The 20,380-nt window shown below is 39.9% G+C and carries 20 protein-coding genes and 1 pseudogene; 5 read left to right on the top strand and 16 right to left on the bottom strand.

The window, feature by feature from the left end; translation table 11 throughout:
- Positions 1–2: 2 nt before the first annotated feature.
- On the bottom strand, positions 3–422 hold the full coding sequence (locus DXB77_RS06670) for a hypothetical protein (protein WP_117808841.1): 420 nt from the start codon (positions 420–422) through the stop codon (positions 3–5).
- 237 nt (positions 423–659) lie between these two features.
- Positions 660–1,691, bottom strand: a complete 1,032-nt coding sequence (locus tag DXB77_RS06665) for a cellulase family glycosylhydrolase (protein ID WP_226801031.1) — start codon at positions 1,689–1,691, stop codon at positions 660–662.
- Between the two features lie 233 nt (positions 1,692–1,924).
- On the opposite strand from DXB77_RS06665, the gene DXB77_RS06660 reads away from it, so the two are divergent.
- Entirely contained in the window at positions 1,925–2,668 is a 744-nt protein-coding gene (locus tag DXB77_RS06660; RefSeq protein WP_173783654.1) for an AraC family transcriptional regulator, read from the top strand.
- Here the strand turns inward: DXB77_RS06660 and DXB77_RS06655 are convergent.
- From DXB77_RS06655 to DXB77_RS06645, 3 genes and pseudogenes are all read right to left on the bottom strand, one after another.
- A complete protein-coding gene (locus tag DXB77_RS06655) occupies positions 2,642–2,959 on the bottom strand; it encodes a hypothetical protein (RefSeq protein WP_117822987.1) in 318 nt (105 codons plus the stop codon). The two genes, DXB77_RS06660 and DXB77_RS06655, sit on opposite strands and share 27 nt — an antisense overlap.
- Position 2,960: 1 nt before the next feature.
- Positions 2,961–3,146, bottom strand: a pseudogene (locus DXB77_RS13295) (alpha-amylase family glycosyl hydrolase); the annotation flags it as partial.
- A 76-nt stretch (positions 3,147–3,222) separates the two neighbouring features.
- Positions 3,223–3,744 (bottom strand): PTS sugar transporter subunit IIC, encoded by a 522-nt coding sequence (locus DXB77_RS06645; protein ID WP_243100157.1) that lies wholly within the window; start codon positions 3,742–3,744, stop codon positions 3,223–3,225.
- A 683-nt stretch (positions 3,745–4,427) separates the two neighbouring features.
- On the opposite strand from DXB77_RS06645, the gene DXB77_RS12940 reads away from it, so the two are divergent.
- A complete protein-coding gene (locus DXB77_RS12940) occupies positions 4,428–5,333 on the top strand; it encodes a hypothetical protein (protein ID WP_147353801.1) in 906 nt (301 codons plus the stop codon).
- A 542-nt stretch (positions 5,334–5,875) separates the two neighbouring features.
- On the opposite strand, the gene DXB77_RS06635 is transcribed toward DXB77_RS12940, so the two are convergent.
- On the bottom strand, positions 5,876–6,091 hold the full coding sequence (locus tag DXB77_RS06635) for an AzlD domain-containing protein (protein ID WP_117808832.1): 216 nt from the start codon (positions 6,089–6,091) through the stop codon (positions 5,876–5,878).
- A gap of 406 nt (positions 6,092–6,497) precedes the next feature.
- Between DXB77_RS06635 and DXB77_RS06630 the strand changes: the two genes are divergently transcribed.
- The gene (locus tag DXB77_RS06630) at positions 6,498–7,400 is read left to right on the top strand and encodes a PD-(D/E)XK nuclease family transposase (protein ID WP_243100156.1); all 903 of its coding nucleotides are present in this window, start codon (positions 6,498–6,500) and stop codon (positions 7,398–7,400) included.
- A 134-nt stretch (positions 7,401–7,534) separates the two neighbouring features.
- Here DXB77_RS06630 and DXB77_RS13005 read toward each other — a convergent pair whose 3' ends face one another.
- On the bottom strand, positions 7,535–8,326 hold the full coding sequence (locus tag DXB77_RS13005) for a hypothetical protein (RefSeq protein ID WP_182439440.1): 792 nt from the start codon (positions 8,324–8,326) through the stop codon (positions 7,535–7,537).
- A 508-nt stretch (positions 8,327–8,834) separates the two neighbouring features.
- Here DXB77_RS13005 and DXB77_RS13285 point away from each other — a divergent pair.
- Complete coding sequence (locus DXB77_RS13285) at positions 8,835–9,146, top strand: hypothetical protein (protein ID WP_243100155.1); 312 nt, start codon at positions 8,835–8,837, stop codon at positions 9,144–9,146.
- A 35-nt stretch (positions 9,147–9,181) separates the two neighbouring features.
- On the top strand, positions 9,182–9,667 hold the full coding sequence (locus DXB77_RS13280) for a hypothetical protein (RefSeq protein ID WP_243100154.1): 486 nt from the start codon (positions 9,182–9,184) through the stop codon (positions 9,665–9,667).
- A gap of 137 nt (positions 9,668–9,804) precedes the next feature.
- Here DXB77_RS13280 and DXB77_RS06615 read toward each other — a convergent pair whose 3' ends face one another.
- The 9 genes from DXB77_RS06615 to DXB77_RS06575 all read right to left on the bottom strand — a co-directional run bounded on the left by DXB77_RS06615 (position 9,805) and on the right by DXB77_RS06575 (position 20,253).
- Positions 9,805–10,116: an AzlD domain-containing protein gene (locus DXB77_RS06615; protein WP_021943205.1), complete on the bottom strand. Its 312-nt coding sequence runs from the start codon at positions 10,114–10,116 to the stop codon at positions 9,805–9,807.
- Positions 10,109–10,849, bottom strand: a complete 741-nt coding sequence (locus tag DXB77_RS06610) for an AzlC family ABC transporter permease (protein ID WP_118662860.1) — start codon at positions 10,847–10,849, stop codon at positions 10,109–10,111. The genes DXB77_RS06615 and DXB77_RS06610 overlap by 8 nt, the downstream gene beginning before the upstream one ends.
- Before the next feature lie 27 nt (positions 10,850–10,876).
- Positions 10,877–11,497: a GDSL-type esterase/lipase family protein gene (locus DXB77_RS06605; RefSeq protein ID WP_118662859.1), complete on the bottom strand. Its 621-nt coding sequence runs from the start codon at positions 11,495–11,497 to the stop codon at positions 10,877–10,879.
- A 560-nt stretch (positions 11,498–12,057) separates the two neighbouring features.
- Positions 12,058–13,962 (bottom strand): ABC transporter ATP-binding protein, encoded by a 1,905-nt coding sequence (locus tag DXB77_RS06600; protein ID WP_118615986.1) that lies wholly within the window; start codon positions 13,960–13,962, stop codon positions 12,058–12,060.
- 13 nt (positions 13,963–13,975) lie between these two features.
- Positions 13,976–15,727: an ABC transporter ATP-binding protein gene (locus DXB77_RS06595; protein ID WP_117808827.1), complete on the bottom strand. Its 1,752-nt coding sequence runs from the start codon at positions 15,725–15,727 to the stop codon at positions 13,976–13,978.
- Positions 15,728–15,744: 17 nt separating this feature from the next.
- Complete coding sequence (locus tag DXB77_RS06590; protein WP_118615974.1) at positions 15,745–16,209, bottom strand: MarR family transcriptional regulator; 465 nt, start codon at positions 16,207–16,209, stop codon at positions 15,745–15,747.
- A 452-nt stretch (positions 16,210–16,661) separates the two neighbouring features.
- The gene (locus DXB77_RS06585; protein WP_118662858.1) at positions 16,662–17,366 is read right to left on the bottom strand and encodes a response regulator transcription factor; all 705 of its coding nucleotides are present in this window, start codon (positions 17,364–17,366) and stop codon (positions 16,662–16,664) included.
- Positions 17,359–18,420: a DUF4118 domain-containing protein gene (locus tag DXB77_RS06580; RefSeq protein WP_118662857.1), complete on the bottom strand. Its 1,062-nt coding sequence runs from the start codon at positions 18,418–18,420 to the stop codon at positions 17,359–17,361. Before DXB77_RS06580 ends, DXB77_RS06585 begins: the two co-directional genes overlap by 8 nt.
- A gap of 489 nt (positions 18,421–18,909) precedes the next feature.
- Positions 18,910–20,253: a hypothetical protein gene (locus DXB77_RS06575; RefSeq protein ID WP_118662856.1), complete on the bottom strand. Its 1,344-nt coding sequence runs from the start codon at positions 20,251–20,253 to the stop codon at positions 18,910–18,912.
- Positions 20,254–20,380 lie beyond the last annotated feature (127 nt).

Here is a 20,380-nt window from a genome sequence, read left to right as displayed (position 1 = left end):
GTTTACTTCCTCCTCTTCTTCCCTTTGGTTTTGTCCTCTTTCTCATAGAAAGCAATCAGCTTCTTCAGATCCTGATTGTACTTTATGATATGAGGCTTTGCCTTGGTGTATCTATAGGAGTATAGAAACCATGCAAGAACCATAAATACTACGCAAACAACCGCATATACTATAAGAAGTTTATATGCCAGACCGAACAAATCTATATCTACAAGCTCCGTGATCAGTTTGCCCATATTGTAATAAATATAGGCCGCTACCACGATCACAAATAATATCGTTGTCGATACCAGGGTCTTCAGACAGTTGTATTTTACATAGTCTGATTTGAAATATCTGCCTTTTTCCAGATCTTCTTTTCCTGTAGATTGTTCGTACATGGCAAGTCTGGTCATCAATCTGACCTTTTCTTCGTTTACCATCTTGTTTTCTCCTACTTCTTTTCTTACTACAAAAATCAGCTTTTGTTATTATAATCCATACGAAAAGAATAAGCAAGCATACGCCGGAAAAAGTTTCTTAAATAGAATTAACGCCTTGATTAAAAGAATGCCATATACCCGGGTAAGGCAGATAGAGATGGTGGGGTGGTTGAGACTTGATGTCTCAACCACCCCACCATCTCTATCTGTCTTACCCGGGTATATGGATAAACAGCCTTAAAAATATTTCTTGAGTTCAGCAAATACCGGTTTCAGACGATCAGCGCGAAGGTCGAAGTCCATCTCCTTGTATGACCATGCCGCACGGCCGATACCATATTTTGCAAATACTTCATGGATGGCTTTATACCATAATACAGTGTTTGCCGGATCTGCGTTTTCGATCACACCATATTCACCACAATAAAGTGCTACATTTCGCTCCTTTGCAACAGCGATCGCATCGGCAAACAGGTCTTCAAAATATGCTGAATCAAGATTGCCCTTATAATCAAGGATCGACAGCGTTCCCGCAAGTTTTGCAGGCAGGTGTGCTTTTGCATATGCACAAAAATCTTCCATGCTGCCTTTGAATTCCATATGATAATCCGCCGGCATATCATCTACCCACTGTGCGCCCTGATGTGTAAAAAGAAGAGGGTCATAGCTGTGGAAATTATATATGATATGTTCATCCATCGGCATCGGAATATCTCTGACTGCCTGCACGCTGTTATGCCAGTAACCACCGATCAGAATATCAGTTGCCGGTGCATATGCACGGATACGTTCGACACACTTTGGTGCGATCTCTGCCCATACGGCACCATCTTCTTTATCTACTACCTCATTTAATAATTCAAATGCAACTTTATCTCCATATCCGCCAAAGCGCTTTGCAAATTCTTCCCATAATCTGTAGAAGCGTTCCTGAAGAGCTTCGTTTCCAAAAAATCCACTCTGTTTTTCTCCCGGATCAAAAGAATAACCGGCGGTCTTATGCAGGTCAAGAATCATATTGAAACCATATTTATGTCCGAGTTCCAGTGCACGTTTGATCCGTGCAAAACCTTCTTCCTTATACTGTCCGTCTTCTGTCTCTACCAGATTATAATCCACCGGCAGTCTGAGATGATCCAGTCCCCAGCTTGTAAGCTCTTTAAAATCATCTTCCGTAATAAAATTATTGAATCTGTCCTCGGAATAATCACACTGGGAAAACCAGCCTCCCAGATTAACACCCTTCTGATACCCTTTCCATGTCTTCATATGCATGATCTCCTTTTCATTTAGCAAATAATAAATTTGTAATTGTTATTTTCTGAATTTATGATACTATAAATGCATATGTAGGGAATATAATATATCCGATTTTTATATCGCATAGCTGACCTTCATTGTTCTGATTGTATTTTTAGAGATGGACAATCCGTTCATTTGATAAAATAATGCCTATATGCAAATATTTTTATAGCTGTATATTATATGAAAGGAGTATTTCCATGAATAAAGAATTACAGAAACTGTTATTAGCGCAGCAGGAGGAACAGTCTTATCACCTGCCGATGGAGGCAGAGTATTCATTTTACCGGCGGATCGCAAATGGGGATATGGAGCTGCTGAAGCTAAATATGAATGCAGATACCATGGAAGGCATGGGAAAGCTGTCTTCATCCCCACTGCAGAACAAAAAGTACCATCTGGTCATTCTGACTGCCATGATCACACGTTTCTGTATCGAGGCCGGGTTGGATCCGGAACAGGCCTATACTTTAAGTGATATGCATATCCGAAAAATCGACGCATGTCTGACACCGGAACAACTGAATCCGCGAAAAGGAGCTGTTGTGAAGGATTTTGTACTTGCCATGCACGAGCTTCATAACAGTCCCGGACTGTCTTATCATGTCATGCAGGCCGTCTCCTACATCAACAACCATATCACAGAACCGATCCGGGTATCGGATGTCGCCGATGCAGTGAAGCTCCACCCGGACTATATGACCCGTCTGTTCAAAAAAGATATGAACTGCAGTCTCTCACAATATATCATAAAAGAAAAATGCAGGACGGCTCGCTACATGCTGTTAAACAGCCAGGCGAGCTGTACAGAAATCAGTTCATTTCTGTATTTTGCGTCCTGCAGTCATTTTGTAAATTGTTTTAAAAAAGAATATGGCCTGACACCGAATGCCTACCGCAAACAGATGGGTGGTCTGTCAAATGAGCGAAGCGATGCGTTCTAATACAACAGCAACGCCGTCTTCATTATTTGACAGAGTCTCATTCATGGGAATACCAAGCATCACCGCAAGTGTCTGAAGTCCTGCTGCTTTAGTTGCATCTGACCGGTTAAATTCAAGGTTATCACAGCCACCATCTACAGCATGGACACCCGGCCTTGTATTCAGATATTCTCTGGTTTCATCCCAACCGATCAGAATGCCATCCTCAGAGGAAGAAAAGAGAATGGCTCCTTTCTGAACATCGCGGGATTCTTTTCTAACATATCCTGCCAGATCATCCACCAGATGCATAATAGATATCTAACGCTTCCAGATCTCTGTATTCGCTGATCTCTGCGAAATCTGCATTTGTCATACCGAGTTCTTCACCTTCATATACATAAGGAGTTCCCTGCATCATATGAAGACAGGTTCCAAGCATCTTGGCTGAGATCACACGGTATTTCTCAGAATCATTTCCGAATCTGGAAACGGCTCTTGCAAGCAGGTGTTCAAAATCTGCCATTGTTCCAAGGCTTGGATCTATATCTTTATAATCTGCGATATCATATCCGTTATCCACCTGTGGAGATACTCATCGAAATCATCTCCCTCTGCTTCATATGTTCCTGCTCCGGCAACTGCTGTAGCTGCAGGGGCATTTGCTTTTTCAGTTCACTTGTGAAATACCAAAATGCTGCTGCAAATCCTACGATCGCAATACCGAGCACCGGTACGGAAAGGTATGCGGAAAGGACAAATCCGATCAGCACGAATGGAAGAAATTTCTTGATCGGCATGTAACGCATCAGCATACCGATACCGACAACAGGAAGGATACCTGCTGCGATGGAAAGACCATCCGTTACCCATTCCGGAATTACCTTTAAAATGAAGTTGACTACATTTGCACCAAAGATTACAACAATAAGCGTCGGAAGTGCTGTCTGTAAGGAACAGAGCAGCGGCCCGCACCATGCAAGGCGGTTCATGCTCTTCCATTTGCCTGCATTGTTATCATTCTGCATACGATGAGCAACAAAGTTGTCATCAATAAATATATATTTTGTACCAGGTCCACTTCCTATTTTTCTCAAAATATCATTCTGAATCATTTTATCTAGCAACTTACATGCACTTGCTCGTGTTTTATATTCACACAGTTCCATTGCCTGTTGTGTTGAAATACTATCATGGTTTTTAAGATAATGCATTACTCGTTGCTCTTTATTCATATTGCGTATTTCATCTGCTTCTGTTGCTGCACATGGAGAAAAAGCAAAAAAAACAAGCAGAACTTGCCGGCAGAGAATCAGGTTATACACTGACTTGGAATGACAATAAAGGACGATTTATCTGTAAAAAAAACGGCTCCAAATTGAATAATGGCTGGAGTTTCGATTCATCGAAAAGAATCGCCTATTGCACCGGAAAAAATGGTTATTTGTATGCCAAAATCAAAGACGGCAAATACTACACATATACTGCTAACAATAAAAAACCATCTTCAAAAGTATTCAAAAACAAGAAAAATACCATCATTCGGCTACATAAGAAAAATTTCTATGTAGGGGCTAACGGTCTTATTAACCTAAACAAAGGCTGGAAATTAAATAATAACGGATTATATACTTACTATGTTAAAAAAAACGGTACTGTTTCTGTAAAAATAACAAATGGTAAATTTAGAGTCTGGAACGGAAATAACACTAGATGGGATAAGAAAGATTTAAAGAAATATAAGGGAAAAATTTATACCTATAATGAAAAATCTTTTTTCGTGAATACGAACGGAAACATTTCAAGAGCAATGGGTTGGCAGGGGTCTTATTTCATCGACAATGATGGATGTGTAAAGTATTATGATGACGGAAGCACTTCTTACCGGATCACAAAAAATGGTGACATCAAGGCGTTGAAAGATGGCTGGAACGATGATGTTTATGTAAAAAATGGAAAGATACAGCGGTCAACAATCGTTAAATCAAGTGGCTGCAATTATTTTGTAGATAAAAATGGTAGCAGACAGGATTTTAAAGTGAAGAATAATCAGATTGTAAGGCCCGATAATAGTATGGCGGTTTCATCCGGGATCTATGCTGCAGCCGGAAAAAAATATCCGGTTGATAACAAGGGGAAGATCCAGAAAAACAGCACTGTGTTTATCAAGAATAAGGCTTATGAAACTGTGAGTGACGGATCTTTGTCTAAACAGCCGGCGAATCATGTTCATTTATGGAAGGCGGGTTCTGTAACAGAACAGATTGATCATAAAGCCAAGACAAAGGAAGTTCAGATCCCGGTCAAAGAGTGGGACGAAGAAGTGTGGTCAGAGGATATAAAATATATTTGCAAAAAGTGTGGGAAGTATTACGATACACCAGAGGAATGGAATAAGCACTCCAGCGAAACCAATCATGGAAATTATGAACCTGCCAAGGTCCTCCTTGATACCATCCATCATCCAACCGCAGATGAACCAAAGTATGAAAATACGACTGTTATAACGGAGAAAGCCTGGTCTGAATATTATCAGGATTATACCTGTCGGGTTTGTGGAGAAAAAATGAAAGAAAGAAATATACGAGGGAACCCTACAAAGGGAGAATATAATGGATTATTGATTCCGAGCAAGAGTGGATATATAATCAATGCGTATGGAGAAAAAAATGAGCGTTTCTGCTAATATGGCTTATCCTGCTAGTATATATAATGGAAAACAGATAACAAGCGAACAATCATTATCAAAATACGGATTTTGTTATCTTGGAGAAGAAAGTAAATCAGACAATATTCTTCTCCCAGATACTTACCTGCAGTTACTCAAAGACCATAATATTCAATGAGTTACTAGATAAGATATGGTAAAGAAATATGGATCAGGAGATTGGGTTCATTGACATTACTATCTGGATATTTTATAATAAATATGTTAATAAATTCATTTGATCCTATTATAGGATGGGCGGAGAGTATATCTTTCCGCCTTTTTTTTACCAAAGTTAAAGCCCGAATCAAATACCGTAATCTTTTTGTTTTCAATATCCCGTAAAGGGAAAAGTGAGATAGGGAGAAAATTGGAGTAAAAAATCATTATTTATAATATTAAATGATTAATAATAGCGCATTGTGTCAAGTATAAGTATACTCCCTACAAACCAACGCATAGGCACATAAATTTATATATTTCTTAACCAGCAACGAATTGACAGTCCAAAATACAAATGTTTATAATAAAGTATGTCCTTTGAATACCACCCTGGTACGCATTCCTCGCGACCGGGGTGTTGTTATTTTATTAACGACGCGGACTGCGGCTGCGATCAGCTTCTTATAGCCGCCGCTTAAAAATTCGGTTGGCATTTTCTTCAGGCAGTATACGGCCAGCACTGCCATGATGGCTGCCGGGAGGATCCGTCCGAGATACCGGATCTTCTCATAGATCTGTTTTCTCTTTTATATTAATTTTAGAATATATATTCTACTGGCACTTTACCGAAAACCATAAGTAAAATTTTGAGATTTTTTCAAAATATTTACCGGAAAAATATTTACAGATTGTCTTTATAAGCATCCACTTACCAAAAGTTACATCAAACCATACAAGTTATTACATCAACGGTTTTTATACCATTATTTCTGGTATGGTGGTTTTGTTGACAAATCAGGTACCGGAAATTGAGAGGAATAACCAACGTATAATCATACGGAAGGCAACAATAATGTCACACCTACCACTCCATGTAAATCCACGTCAGTAGATATTCGTCAAATTTTCCCAATTCGGAAAAAAGATGACTTTCTAAAAGATTTGCAAAAAGATGTCAATACCTTTAGCAAATATCTGGATTTGAACAATGAATGGCGAAATCGATTTGAAGATTTTATGGAAGGAAATAAATCTCTTCCTTTAACCTATGATCCATTCTTTAAAGCAATGTTTAACCCTGATATCTATCCTGGACGACTATCTCATTTGCTTAGCAGCATCATAGGAATTAATGTTACAGTTCAAAGCGTTCTATCGCAGGAAAACCGTTTACTGCCAACTTCACCATTATTAATTATGGATATCATCGTACAGTTGGAAGATGGCTCTATTGCAAATGTGGAGATTCAGAAAATACATTATGCATTTTCAGGCGAGCGCATGTCTTGTTATTCGTCCGATCTTCTTCTCCGTCAATATACACGAGTCAAGGGAGAAAAAGGAGATCAATTCACCTATCACGATATCAAGACTGTATATACGATCGTCATGTTTGAAGACAGCCCACCTGAATGCAAATCTTCTGATATTTTTATACATCATGGAAAAACAATTTTTAATACAGGCATTGATCTTCATCTCTTACAGGAATACTATGTTATCGCCCTTGACGTATTTAAGAATAACAAGTATGCTAAAGAAAAGACAGAACTTAATGCATGGTTATCTCTGCTAACAGCTAATTCTATAGATGACCTTGCTACACTAATATCCGACTATCCCTGGATGGAAAAGATCTGTTGGGATATGTCCGAATACTTATATCGTCCAAAGGAGGTTATCGGTATGTATTCACAAGCCTTAGCAAAAGCAGATGAAAATACTGTTAATTTTATGATTGAACAGATGAAGAAAGCGTTGGAAGAAAAAGATGCTGCTTTGTCTGAAAAAGACGCTGCTTTGTCTGAAAAAGACGCCGCTTTGTCTGAAAAGGACGCCGAAATTGCTACATTACAGGCTAAGCTTGCTGCACTAGAACACTAACGCATAAGTCGCGTTTTTAAATTTTCTGTTTTAATAAATTTGTAATCATTACATGGCTTAAAGTGTCAGATTAAATTGAATTTTTTATCTGACACTTTCATGCCAGCTTTTTATACAAATATGCACATCAAATCCTATGCTTTTTCTACGACAATTAATCTTGAATCTCTCAATTTCATTCCATATGACCACTTTGTCTTTTCCAATATCCCGGCGAAACAAAGATAATACTTTGCTGCATCCTTTTTTTCTATCGGAACATCTGCCAAATCATTTATCAAATAATTATATACATATGGCGATATAATTATTTCACAAATTTGTTTTTTATTATTCGGACTAAGCACCTTCAGATAATACATTTTCACTTCATTTTTATTTTTGGGGATATATTTAACAATATACAAATAACATTGACCGTAATAAATTTTCTGTTCATCCAAATCAATTTCCAGATTCCCACAATTAAAATTTTTGTGTGGTAAATATTTATTTTTTCCTTCTTTTCCTGTTATGTCACAAAAATTTCTTCTCGTTCCATTTCCTTTATAATCAATATTTTTTCTATTGTTTATTTTAGTTCTTTCCTTTTTTAACATTTTATTTATACAGCTCACTAAGCGATTATTTATGTCATCGTTATTTAAATCACTATAAAAACTACATACCTCTTTTTTTGTTGCTTTATCATATCGATACGAACAATCGGCGGTATGCTTTTCCATATTCGATCCAGAAACCTTAAAATATCTTAATTTGTTGCCATGCACAACTGTCAGTGGTGCTGATTTACATAATGGACAAAATATGTGCCCATCATATGTTCTCATCGCCGCATTCTTATTTTCATCATATAAGTTCCAATAGGTATCTGCGGGGTAATTTCTGTCATTTTCAAAATAAAATTCTTCGTATTTTGTTTTCATTTGCTTTCTTCCTTTTCTTAATTATTTTTAAATCTCTAGAGATTCCATATATATTCTACTGTTGATTTGATTTAAATTATAAGGAGAAAATTAATTTTTTTGATTTTCCGACCAAAATATCTACATGTCATACTTCTTTCTATATTCCTATCTGTTAGCTTTATCTAACAATTTTCCACATGTGGAAAATTTAGGCACTTATTATTTCATTTCTCTTGATTGTCAATATTATATTTATATTTCTTAACCAAATCCTAACCGTCCTAGAATTGACAGGTCAAAGCTCTATAAGCTATAACAAATTGAGTCCTTTAATCACCCCTTCTGGTTTACGTTTTATCTAACCAGAAGGGATTTTTAATTTATTCTTTTATAGTCTTTATAATCATCCACTTACCAAAATTTACATCAAACAGTACCATTTATTACATTTATGAACTTTTCTCTTTTATTTCTGATATGGTAATTTTGTCGACAAATCAGGTACCGGAAATTAAGAGGAATTTTTATGCATAATAAGGACACAAACACCACTTCACAGAACTCAAATACCAAACATTCAACGTTCAATATTTATCAGCTTTTTCCACAACGAACGGAAGATGAATGCCTTGCAGAATTAAAACAATACCCAAAACTTTATTGGACATATAAGAACTGGCCTGATGACTGGAAAAAACGTTTTATGGAATTTATGGAAGGCAAAAAAAGTCTGCCACTAACCTATGATCCATTTTTCAAAAAAATCCATACACATTTCCCGGTGAGCGAATGTCATGCTATTCCGCAGATCTACTACTTCGCCAATATACACGCGTAAAAAGCAACCTTGGGAAAGATTTCACATATAAGGATATGAGAACTGTTTATACAATTGTTATGTATGAAAAGAGTCCAAACGAATGTCTGAAAGACCGTTTTGCAAATATCTATCTGCATCATGGAAGAACCATTTTTAATACTGGTGTAAATCTGAGTCTTTTACAGGAATACTATGTCGTTAACCTTGACGTATTTAAAAATAGCAAGTATGCTAAAGATATCAACGATCTAAATGCATGGTTGTCTCTGCTAACCGCTGACTCTACAGACAACCTTGCCACACTGATATCCAACTATCCATGGATGGAATCTATATGCCAGGATATATCTGAATATCTGTATCGCCCTGAGGAGGTTATTAGTATGTTTTCAAAAGCATTAAAAAAGATGGATGAAAATACTGTTAATTTTATGATCGAACAGATGAAGAAAGCGTTGGAAGAAAAAGATGCCACAATATCTGAGAAGGATGCTGAAATTGCTGCATTACAGGCTAAACTTGCTACGTTAGAACACTAACGCACGGTTCTTTAGCATAATTATTTTCCAACAATGTGATCATATAAAATAAAGTAATTTCGTTACAACGGATACTATAAAAAAGGGCTGCCGCACTAAGTGATTGGTGCGACAGCCCTTTTTTTCGGTGTCATTGCTCATAATAACATATACACAATCGTACTGCCTATGATGCTGACAAATGTATTCTTTTTCCACACATGAAGGGCGACACAAACTGCGGCTGCGATCAACTTCTTATAGCCGCCGCTTAAGAATTCGGTCGGTACTTCCTTCAGGCAGTATACGATCAGCACAGCCATGATGGCTGCCGGAAGGATTCGTCCGAGATACCGGATTTTTTCGGGGATTTGTTTTCTCTTTCCAAGAATGGTAAATGGGAGCGCCCGCATAAACAAAGTCGCCGCTGCAGACACAAGGATGCAGATCAGTACATATCGATCATTCATGGGCTTCCACCTTTCTTTCACAGATCAGCAACAGACCTGATACCAGAATCAAAGTTGGAAGAAGGAAATAATCTTTTCCTATTAACAGAAGCAACAGCACACCTCCGATAAACCCGGCAAGTGCCGGCAAATGCACTTTCACACTTCTCCATTGATCGATCGCGATCGTAATAAATAACGCTGTCATACAGAAATCGATCCCCTCTAATTTCACCGGAAGGATCTGACCGAGTATGCCGCCAAGCACAGCGCCCACCATCCAGGATATACGACTGAATAATGCCACATAAAACATAATATCCAATCTGCGTCTTCGGTCATTTGCCTTCTCTGCGTTGCGATCTCTTATCACCTCAGAAGACAGCATGGAACAGTTGACGGCATATGTCTCATCCGTCATTGTATGAACCATATATGGATAACGCTTACCCATTTTCTTGAAATCTTCAACAAATGTCAGTCCGTAAAAGAACTGTCTGCTATTCATGAACAATGCAGTCAGTGCGATCGTGAGGATCGATGCACCGCTACTTAAGAATGTTACCAGCACAAACTGAAATGCGCCAGTATATACCGTCAGGCTGGTAAACAACGACCAGAACCAGGAAAGTCCTGCTTTCTGCATCGTAAGTCCATATGCCATACTGACAAAGAGATAACTTCCGGTGATCGGCAAAGCCTTCACAAATGCCTGTTTTAATACTTCTTTTCTGTCTACAGTCTCCCCAGCCATAATTTTTCTCTGTGCTCCTAACTCACATTACAATATCTCTGAAATCTTTTCCAGTACCGCTTCTGCCAGCGCCTTGTGTCCTTCTTCATCCATGTGCTCCTGATCCCGTTCCGATGGTACGGCATAATCAGAAGCCGCCAGATAATAAAGTCCTTCTTCCTCTGCGATCTGCCGGTAAATCTCCGGCAGCTCTTTGGACACCTGTACAGAATTCTTTCCAAATTCCGGATCAAATCCATCCCAGACCTTCTCGCCCAGTGCGATCGGTGACATCAGAAGGATCTTCGCTGATGGTGCACCATCCCGGATCTGTCGCACAAGTTTACGGATACCTAAGCCGATACTGCCTGCCGTTGCACCATAAAATGTCTTACAATCATTTGTTCCAAGCATTAAAATGATCAGATTCTCCGGCTTATGGGTTTCTAATATGATCGGAAGGAGTTCACTGCCACGTCTGCCCGGACGAAGCGGATCGTCAAATACTGTAGTTCTGCCACACAGCCCTTCCTCCTGTACAATATATCCCTTTTCCATCAGTCCGGTTCCTACGATTCCGGTCCATCTGGTATCCCAGTCATAGCGTTCTGCCGTTCCCGGCACATAACCATATGTGTTTGAATCACCAAAGCATAATACCTGTCGCATGGCATTTCCTCCTTCTTATATTTTACTAATGCAGTAACGTAATATCATCATGTTTGAACACTTTCGGCATTACTAATCCAGAGGACGCTTCCGCTCGTTTCGTCCTGCAACGGTACTAAGCTGCCGCTTACAGCGCCACCTAAGAACCGGCGGACTCAAATGCCTCTGTCTTGGTAATCCGAAATGTTCAACCTTAATACATTTTTTGTTTCTTTACATTATTATTTTACTATTCCTATTTGGAATGTATGAATTATATAATAAATTCCAACTAAAATACAATACATAAAATTTAGAAGTTGTTATAACTTTCTCTTATAGCCAATTCAAGCATGTTACAACATAGAAATTCCGTAGCGCAAGATTACAATATTATGATCTCACCCTACGGAATACCTGGATTCAACAGTACGAGATCATAATATTATGCAGCAAGCCTATCGACATGTCGGTCCTTAGTGAACTGCCAAAAGCAGTGAACTTAGTACCGTTACATGGAGATAGAGCGAAAGCGCCTTGCGGAATAATGATTATGATCTCGCACTGTTGAATCCCTATGGTTATTCTAATTCAAATGCTCCGGTATAAAGCTGGTAATAGGTTCCTTTCTTTGCGATCAGATCCTCATGTGTACCACGTTCAATGATCGCACCATGATCCAGTACCATGATAACATCCGAATTCTTAACTGTAGACAAACGATGTGCAATGACAAATACGGTTCTGCCTTCCATCAGCCGATCCATTCCCTGCTGAACCATTGCCTCCGTCCTCGTATCAATCGAGGAGGTTGCTTCATCCAGTATCATAACCGGCGGATTGGATACGGCTGCTCTTGCGATTGAGATCAACTGACGCTGTCCCTGTGACAATCCGCTTCCATCTCCGGCAAGCACCGTGTCATATCCATTTGGCAGCATCATAATGAAGTTATGCGCATTTGCAAGCTTGGCGGCTGCAATACATTCCTCATCCGTGGCATTTGGATTTCCATATTTCAGGTTCTCCATAACCGTTCCGGTAAACAGATTGACCTCCTGCAATACGATACCGAGGGATGCCCGCAGATCCTTCTTGCGGATCTTATTAATGTTGATTCCGTCATACCGGATCTTACCATCGTCTATATCATAGAAACGATTGATCAGATTGGTGATCGTCGTTTTTCCTGCTCCGGTCGCACCTACAAATGCGATCTTCTGACCCGGTTTCGCATAGAGCGTCACATCACGCAGAATCTGTTTGTCCGAATTGTAACTGAAATCCACATGATCCAGAACGATATCGCCCTCTAATTTCTGGTAAGTAAGACTGCCATCCTCATGTGGATGCTTCCATGCCCAGATTCCGGTTCGTTCTTTCACTTCCATCAGCTCACCATTTTCCTCTTTGATATTTGCAAGTGTTACATAACCATTATCCACTTCCGGTTCTTCATCGATCAGCTTAAAGATACGCTCCGCGCCTGCAAGCGCCGTTACGATCGCATTAAACTGATTCGAAAGCTGTGAGATCGGATTGGTAAAGTTCTTCGACAACGTAAGGAAGGATGCGATCATACCAAGAGTGGCTGTATTCGTTCCGACCAGCGTCAGATTCGTTGCACCGGAGATCGCAAGCCATGCGCCAACAACCGCAACAACTACATACTGCACATAACCAAGTGCATTCATCATCGGCATCATTCCGCTTGCATAACCATTTGCACTGGCTGCTGCCTGCTGCCATTCCTGATTCTTTTTCTGGAAATCTTCTCTGGCTTTCTCTTCGTGGCAGAATACCTTAACAACCTTCTGGCCATTGACCATTTCCTCGATATAACCATCTAATGCACCAAGTGTCTGCTGCTGTTTTATAAAATAAAATCCACTCTTGCCACCGATGACCTTCACCAGCTTCATGATAAAGAACAGCATCACGACAACGATCAGCGTCAGATAAATGCTCTGATATAACATACAGCAGAATACCGCAACAACCGTACAGATCGATGAGATCATCTGTGAAAGGGACTGTGCGATCATCTGGCGGAGCGTATCGGTATCGTTGGTATAGCAGCTCATGATATCTCCGTGTGTATGCGTATCAAAATAACGGATTGGCAGGCTCTGCATCTTCTCGAACATCTCATCTCGTATGGTTTTCAGAGTTCCCTGTGCGATTCCTACCATCAGGTAGTTATAAAACCATGTAGAAAATACACCGATCAGGTAAATAACGCCGACCATGCAAAGTGCCTTGATCAGCCCGGTATAGACCGGATGATCCATTGCAAGGATCGGGGTGATATAATCATCGATCAGTATCTCGATAAACATTGCTGACGCTACACTTGCAAGTGCACTTAAGATAATACAGATAAATACAACAACCAGCGTCTTCTTATATGCTCCGATATAGGACAGCAGCCGTTTGGCTGTATCTTTATTAATCCTGCTGCCCTGCTCTCTGTCGGGTGCGTTCATCTGGTTCTTCTGTTTACTCATCCTGGCCGCCTCCCTTCTGCTGTGATTCATATACTTCTCTGTAGATCGGACTCTTTACGATCAATTCTTCATGTGTACCTACATCCATGATCTTACCATCATCCAACACCACGATCTTATCCGCATGCCGGACAGAAGAAATTCTCTGCGCTATGATAATCTTGGTCGTATCCGGCAGATATTCGGCAAATGCTTTCTGGATTATCGCATCAGTCTTCGTATCAACCGCACTGGTCGAATCATCGAGGATCAATATCTTCGGTTTCTTAAGGAGTGCTCGCGCAATACAAAGACGCTGCTTCTGTCCACCGGAGACATTTGTTCCTCCCTGCTCAATGTAGGTATCATATCCATCCGGCATCGCCTCAATGAATTCATCCGCACAGGCAAGGCGACAGGCTTCTTTTACTTCTTCATCCGTCGCCTGTTCATTTCCCCAGCGGAGGTTCTCTTTTATTGTTCCTGAAAACAGTTCATTCTTCTGAAGAACCATTGCAACCGCATCCCGAAGCACCTGCAGATCATATTTGCGGACATCTATGCCACCAACCATAAGTGTTCCACCTGTCACATCATACAGGCGAGGGATCAACTGGACAAATGAAGACTTTGACGAACCGGTTCCACCGATAATGCCAACGGTCTCACCGGATCGGATCTTAAGATCTGCTCCGTCAATAACTTTCTTATCCGCACGCTTACTGTAAGAGAAATCTACATGATCATACACGAGCGAACCATCTGCAACTGTCTGAACCGGATTCTCCGGATTCTGTATCGTAGTGGTCTCTCCAAGCACCTCAACGATACGTTCCATTGAAGATCTGGATATCATAATCATGACAAATACCATTGATAACATCATAAGTGACGTCAATATCTGCATCGCATATGTGATAAGTGCAGTCAGCTTACCGGTCGTAAGTCCAAGTGCTTCATTATTTCCACTTGCTACGATGGCTTTTGCTCCGATCCATGAAATCGCAATCATACATCCATACATGAAGAACTGCATTAAAGGTGAGTTAAATGCCAGAATCCTCTCTGCCTTTACAAAATCCTTATAGATGTCGCCTGATGCATGCTTGAATTTGCCGATCTCGGCTTCCTGTGAATTAAAGGATTTGACAACCCGCATTCCCTTTACATTTTCCTGAACGATATTGTTTAATCCATCATATTTGTGGAATACCCGTTCGAAGATCGGGTGAACCTTGGCTGCTATAAATATCAGACCGAATCCCATAAACGGAATAACGATCAGGAATATCCATGCCAGCTTTGCATTGATCGTAAAGGAAACGATCACAGAAAAGATCAGCATGATCGGTCCTCTGACTGCGATACGAATGATCATCTGATATGCGTTCTGAATATTCGTTACGTCTGTGGTCAGTCTTGTTACGATAGATGAAGTAGAAAACTTGTCTATGTTAGAAAATGAAAATGTCTGGACATTATCATAGATGTCCTGCCGCAGATTTGCGGAAAATCCTGCTGATGCTTTCGCCCCGAGAATGGCTGCAAGCACACCTGTTAAAAGCTGTAAGACTGCAAGCACAATCAGCCATATTCCATCCTTTACAACAATATTCATCTTTCCACCTTCGATACCAAAATCTAACAGATCAGACATACAAAGCGGAATTAAAATCTCAAATACTACTTCCATTGCTGCACAGAATATCGTAAACAATGTCGGCTTCTTATATTCCCGCAGACTTTTTAATAATTTTTTAATCATACGTCCTCCTTCTTTCTTTATCTGACATTATCATATAATTTTTCAAGCAGCTTTTTCACCTGCGCCGCCTCATCCTCTGAAAAAGAATGAAGCAGTCTCTGTTCCGACGCTCTCCTGCCTTCATACATTTTATGGAGCAGTTTTTCAGCTTCACAGGTGCTGCATACCATCTTATTCCGTTTATTATTCTCATCCAGATAACAGTTCAGATAACCTTTCTTTTCCAGACGATTCACGATGCCGACAACTGTCGGATGCGCCACATCCAGAAATACCTCGATCTCCTTCTGTGTCACCATTCCACCATTCCAATAAACATATTCAAGTACTCGTGCCTGTGAACTGGTCAGATCCACGTCACGCAAATATGCGTCAAATCCGGCCTTCAACTTATCATTGATCCGCTTGATATAATAACCAATATCCTTCTCCGGACCACACGACAGCTTTCGGTCTGTATCCATGTCTTTTTCCTGATTCATTACTGTTTTCTCCTTTTATTTACAGCTATGTATAATATCCCGAAAACGCTCTTACATCGAATGTTATATAGCTATCATATCTTATACATACCATGCATCTCTCGATGTGTAGCACGCTACATTTTATTCCAAAAAAAAGGTTGTGTCAACAACCTTTCCTGCTTTTTATATTAAAAAAACATAAAATCTTTCTCTTATAGTCAGTTATCTAATTATACAAAAAACGCTACAGCACTCAGTCACGGGGATGGCTCCTGTTATAAAATAACATTGCGAGATTTCGTTGTGAACTGCACATTGCCAGTAAATACGAGTGCTTGTCTGAGCTGAAAGCGAGTTAGCACAGAAGTATTTACGAATAAGGCAATGTCCAGAGAACAGAAATCGCAGCACGTTATTTATAACAGGAGCCATCCCCGTGACTGAGTGCTGTAGCGTTTTGAAGCTCTATTCTATGAATCACACATCCGGTATCCGACCCCTAATTCATTCGTTATGTAATTCTCCTTACCGGGAACTGCACCGAACTTCTTTCGGATATTCGCCATATTTACCTGCAGCTTCTTCCGGCTTCCCGAATCATTATATCCCCAGATCTCATTGATGATAAAACTGTAGGTCAGCATCTTACCTGCATGCTCGGATAACAACGCTACAATATTATATTCTGTCTGTGTCAGCTTCACTTCATTTCCGGCGATCGTAACCAGTCTTGCATCATAATTGATAACCAGCTCTCCAACCTCGAATCTTCCTCCCGGCCGTAATCCATCCTCTGCCCGATGCGTAGCGATACGGAGTGCTGAACGTACCCTTGCTACCAGTTCATTTGAACTGAATGGCTTGGTTACATAATCATTTGCACCCTCATTGAGTGCCTCTACTTTATCCCTCTCATCAGAACGTGCCGATAAAACGATGATCGGTGTAAATGATGATTGCCGCACTTCCTTTAAAAATGTCATTCCATCCCGATCCGGTAATCCCAGATCCAGAATGACCAGATCAGGGCGATGAGATGCAAACATCATCTGTCCCCCCCGACAGGAATATGCAGAAACAGCCTGATATCCATTTGCTTCCATCAGCGCACTGATCAGATTATTAATATGTTCTTCGTCTTCAATTATCAATATCTTATATCTGTTATTAATCATTCTCAGTTTCCTCCATATCCAATGTAAACCGCACAACAGCACCGCCATCCTGCAGATTCTCCGCAGAGATCTCACCACCATGGGCTTTTACGATCGTGGTGCATACCGCCAACCCGATCCCTGCATTTTTCTTACTACTGTCAAGTCCTGATTCACCATAAACCAGCTTCCCTGCAAATATATCCTTTACCTTGTCAACCGGAATACCACATCCGTTGTCCCAGATCTCAAATACTGCAAAATGCCCACTCGTATATACACGAAGCCCAAGCTTACTCATTCCCTCTGCATGCTGAACTGCATTTTCTAACAGATTCAGGATCAACTGCTCGACTAAGATCGCATCCATCGGAATCATGATCAGTTCATCCGGAATGTCAATCTCAACATTCTGACCTTCATACCGTTTATTGAACTTAACCAGGACAGAATCTAACAGCTCATCCAGCGCGATCGGAATCTTAATGATCTTAACATTTTTTCCATCCAGTCTGGTAATCGATAACATGTTCTCAACCATTCGCGACAGCCATTGTGCATCCTGTTTGATTCCACGAAGCATGCTTTTTTTCTGCTCCTCCGTAAATTCATTCTTATCATCCAACATTGCAGAGCTTGCACCATAAATCGTTGTAAGCGGTGTCCGAAAATCATGGGATACGGATCGGAGCAGGTTTGCCCGCATCTTCTCCTGCTCACTCTCTGCCTTTAACTGTTCCTGACTCTTCAACTTATTTGTAAATCCGCAGGTAATAACTGCAATAGCTATCATGATAACGGCAGAGATCATATTTTCCGGGATCGTAAAATTAATCTTAAAATACGGAAATGTAAATGCATAATTTACCGCCAGAATGCTGATGACAGATGCGACCGCACCATATAAGAAACCATCTGTGATAACGGATACCAGAAATACATCCAACAGAAAAATAGAGGGTATCAAAGTCTGATTTCCCCACTCCTTCTGCATAAACAGGGACAACAAAAATCCACATACCAATATCGCCGCTGTAATTAAAAAATTCTTCGTAAAATTCAGGAATCTGTTCATCGCTTTCTCCACTGTATCTTTTTGTAATCTGTTATAACAATCGTATCCATTTCAATCAATTCTGACAATCATTATTATATATTCATATTCTAAACTGTCACAACATATATTGTAGCACGTTTTATGGTTAAGACATGGTAAAAGGCTAAAAAAAGAAGACCTGATACCTGCGTTTCTCGGTACAACTATCAGATCTTCCTTCATCCGTTCCAATGTATGCTTTTCATATTTTGCAACCATAATCTACTGCACTCATTCTGAGTTTCCACAATCTTGCAGCAAGGAGAGCTGATTGGGCTGAAAAATATATGTCCTCTCTGACATAAATGCATATATTATGAACTTTCCCACTCAATAATATATCGGTTTTCGATATATCTATGAAGTTATTATATCAAAACATTTATCAGATACAATAAACCTGTCGTAATCTGCAATGTTTCCGTCGTAATCGACATATTTCTACAAATTCCGAATACGGTTCTCTGCTTATGCAGTCAGATACAGATGAGCTTCTTTCCTGTTATTCCACTGGAATCCCTCATGCCGCTCCATAATAAACTGGATGATCTGCTTATTATTCCGTATCTCCTTTCTGTTGTCTGAATTCATCTCAATGCCCTTCATACGAAGTCCGATACCCTTAAGCACAACCTGAATATTTCCATCTGAGGATTCCGATGGTGCGATCTGAATCCGGAGTGTCCGGGGCAGTGACTCTGATACGGAATCCTGTTTATTCTCTCCCTGATCTTCATTCAACAAAATAACATTATGTACCATCCGCTCGATCAGATATCCCATGTCCAGTTCTACATTTGTATCAATCTGAATTTCTTCTGCTGCAACTTCCGGATGAATACCTGCACCCTCACAGGCAGATGTAACATTATTTAATACCAGATTCAGGATTGAAAGATCTGTGTATTTTATATACTCCTTCTGTTTTACCGGTTTCAGATCTTCCTGTAACTGTCTGATCTGCTCCTGTTCCTTCCGGACATCTCCTGCCAGATCAAGTATATGCACATAATTATACAGATCATGCTTGATATCCCGCAGCCTGTTATAATCCGCCAGAAGCTTCTCATAATCCTCTTTCTGCTGCTTCATCTTTGCTTCCAGAAAACGTATCATTTTTCTTTGATAGCTATTATATACGATCGTATACAGATGATAAGTAGCTATAAAAGCAGATGCCCAGATTCCAAGTCCTATAAACTGTGACATCAGATTAACCTCTTTTACCATAGTCACAAAATATACAACCAACATCATATATCCGGTTCCAACAGCCAGAATCCACACCATGCTTCTGACAAATGATTGTCTCCGGAACTTCCTGTATGGCATAAATGTCCGCATAAACCAGACTTCAATGATCGTTCCTATGCCCTCACGCAAGGCTTCTACTCCAAGCCAGACAAGCAATGCTTTTGCACTGTATAATACCGGTGTATCATTATATGCATATCCAAACAGTTCCTCGATCACTGCTGACATCGTCACCGTAACAAGATCAAATGTCATAATACCCACCATAAATGATACCAAATTTATAACCATGCACTCTTTACGGTATAATACGACACCTCCAAGCATCATCGCAAATCCAAAAATATAAATGATGGCACGAAGCCATGCAGGTGCATCAAGCTGTATACTTGTATTTATTAAAACGCGGAGGAAAAACATATTTAAAATATTCAAGCCCAGATAGATCCGGTCTCTTCTTCCACGATTCATTCCCATATAAGCACCCAGATAAATATTAAATTGTAATGCCGTGATCAGGGCTGCTCCGAGCACCTGCAGGAATGTCCATATGTTCATTTTTATCTTCTCGCTTTCTTTATACCATCATCAATATGCGTATATATATTTTGATATTTTTCTTGTTTTATGGCAACCTTTTTATTATAATATTACCAGTTAAGCAAAATGTTTTCTACATTGAAAT

The sequence above is a fragment of the Clostridium sp. OM05-9 genome (assembly GCF_003481465.1).
Taxonomy (GTDB): Bacteria; Bacillota; Clostridia; order Lachnospirales; family Lachnospiraceae; genus Coprococcus; species Coprococcus ammoniilyticus.
This window is presented reverse-complemented; position numbering and strand designations above follow the sequence as displayed.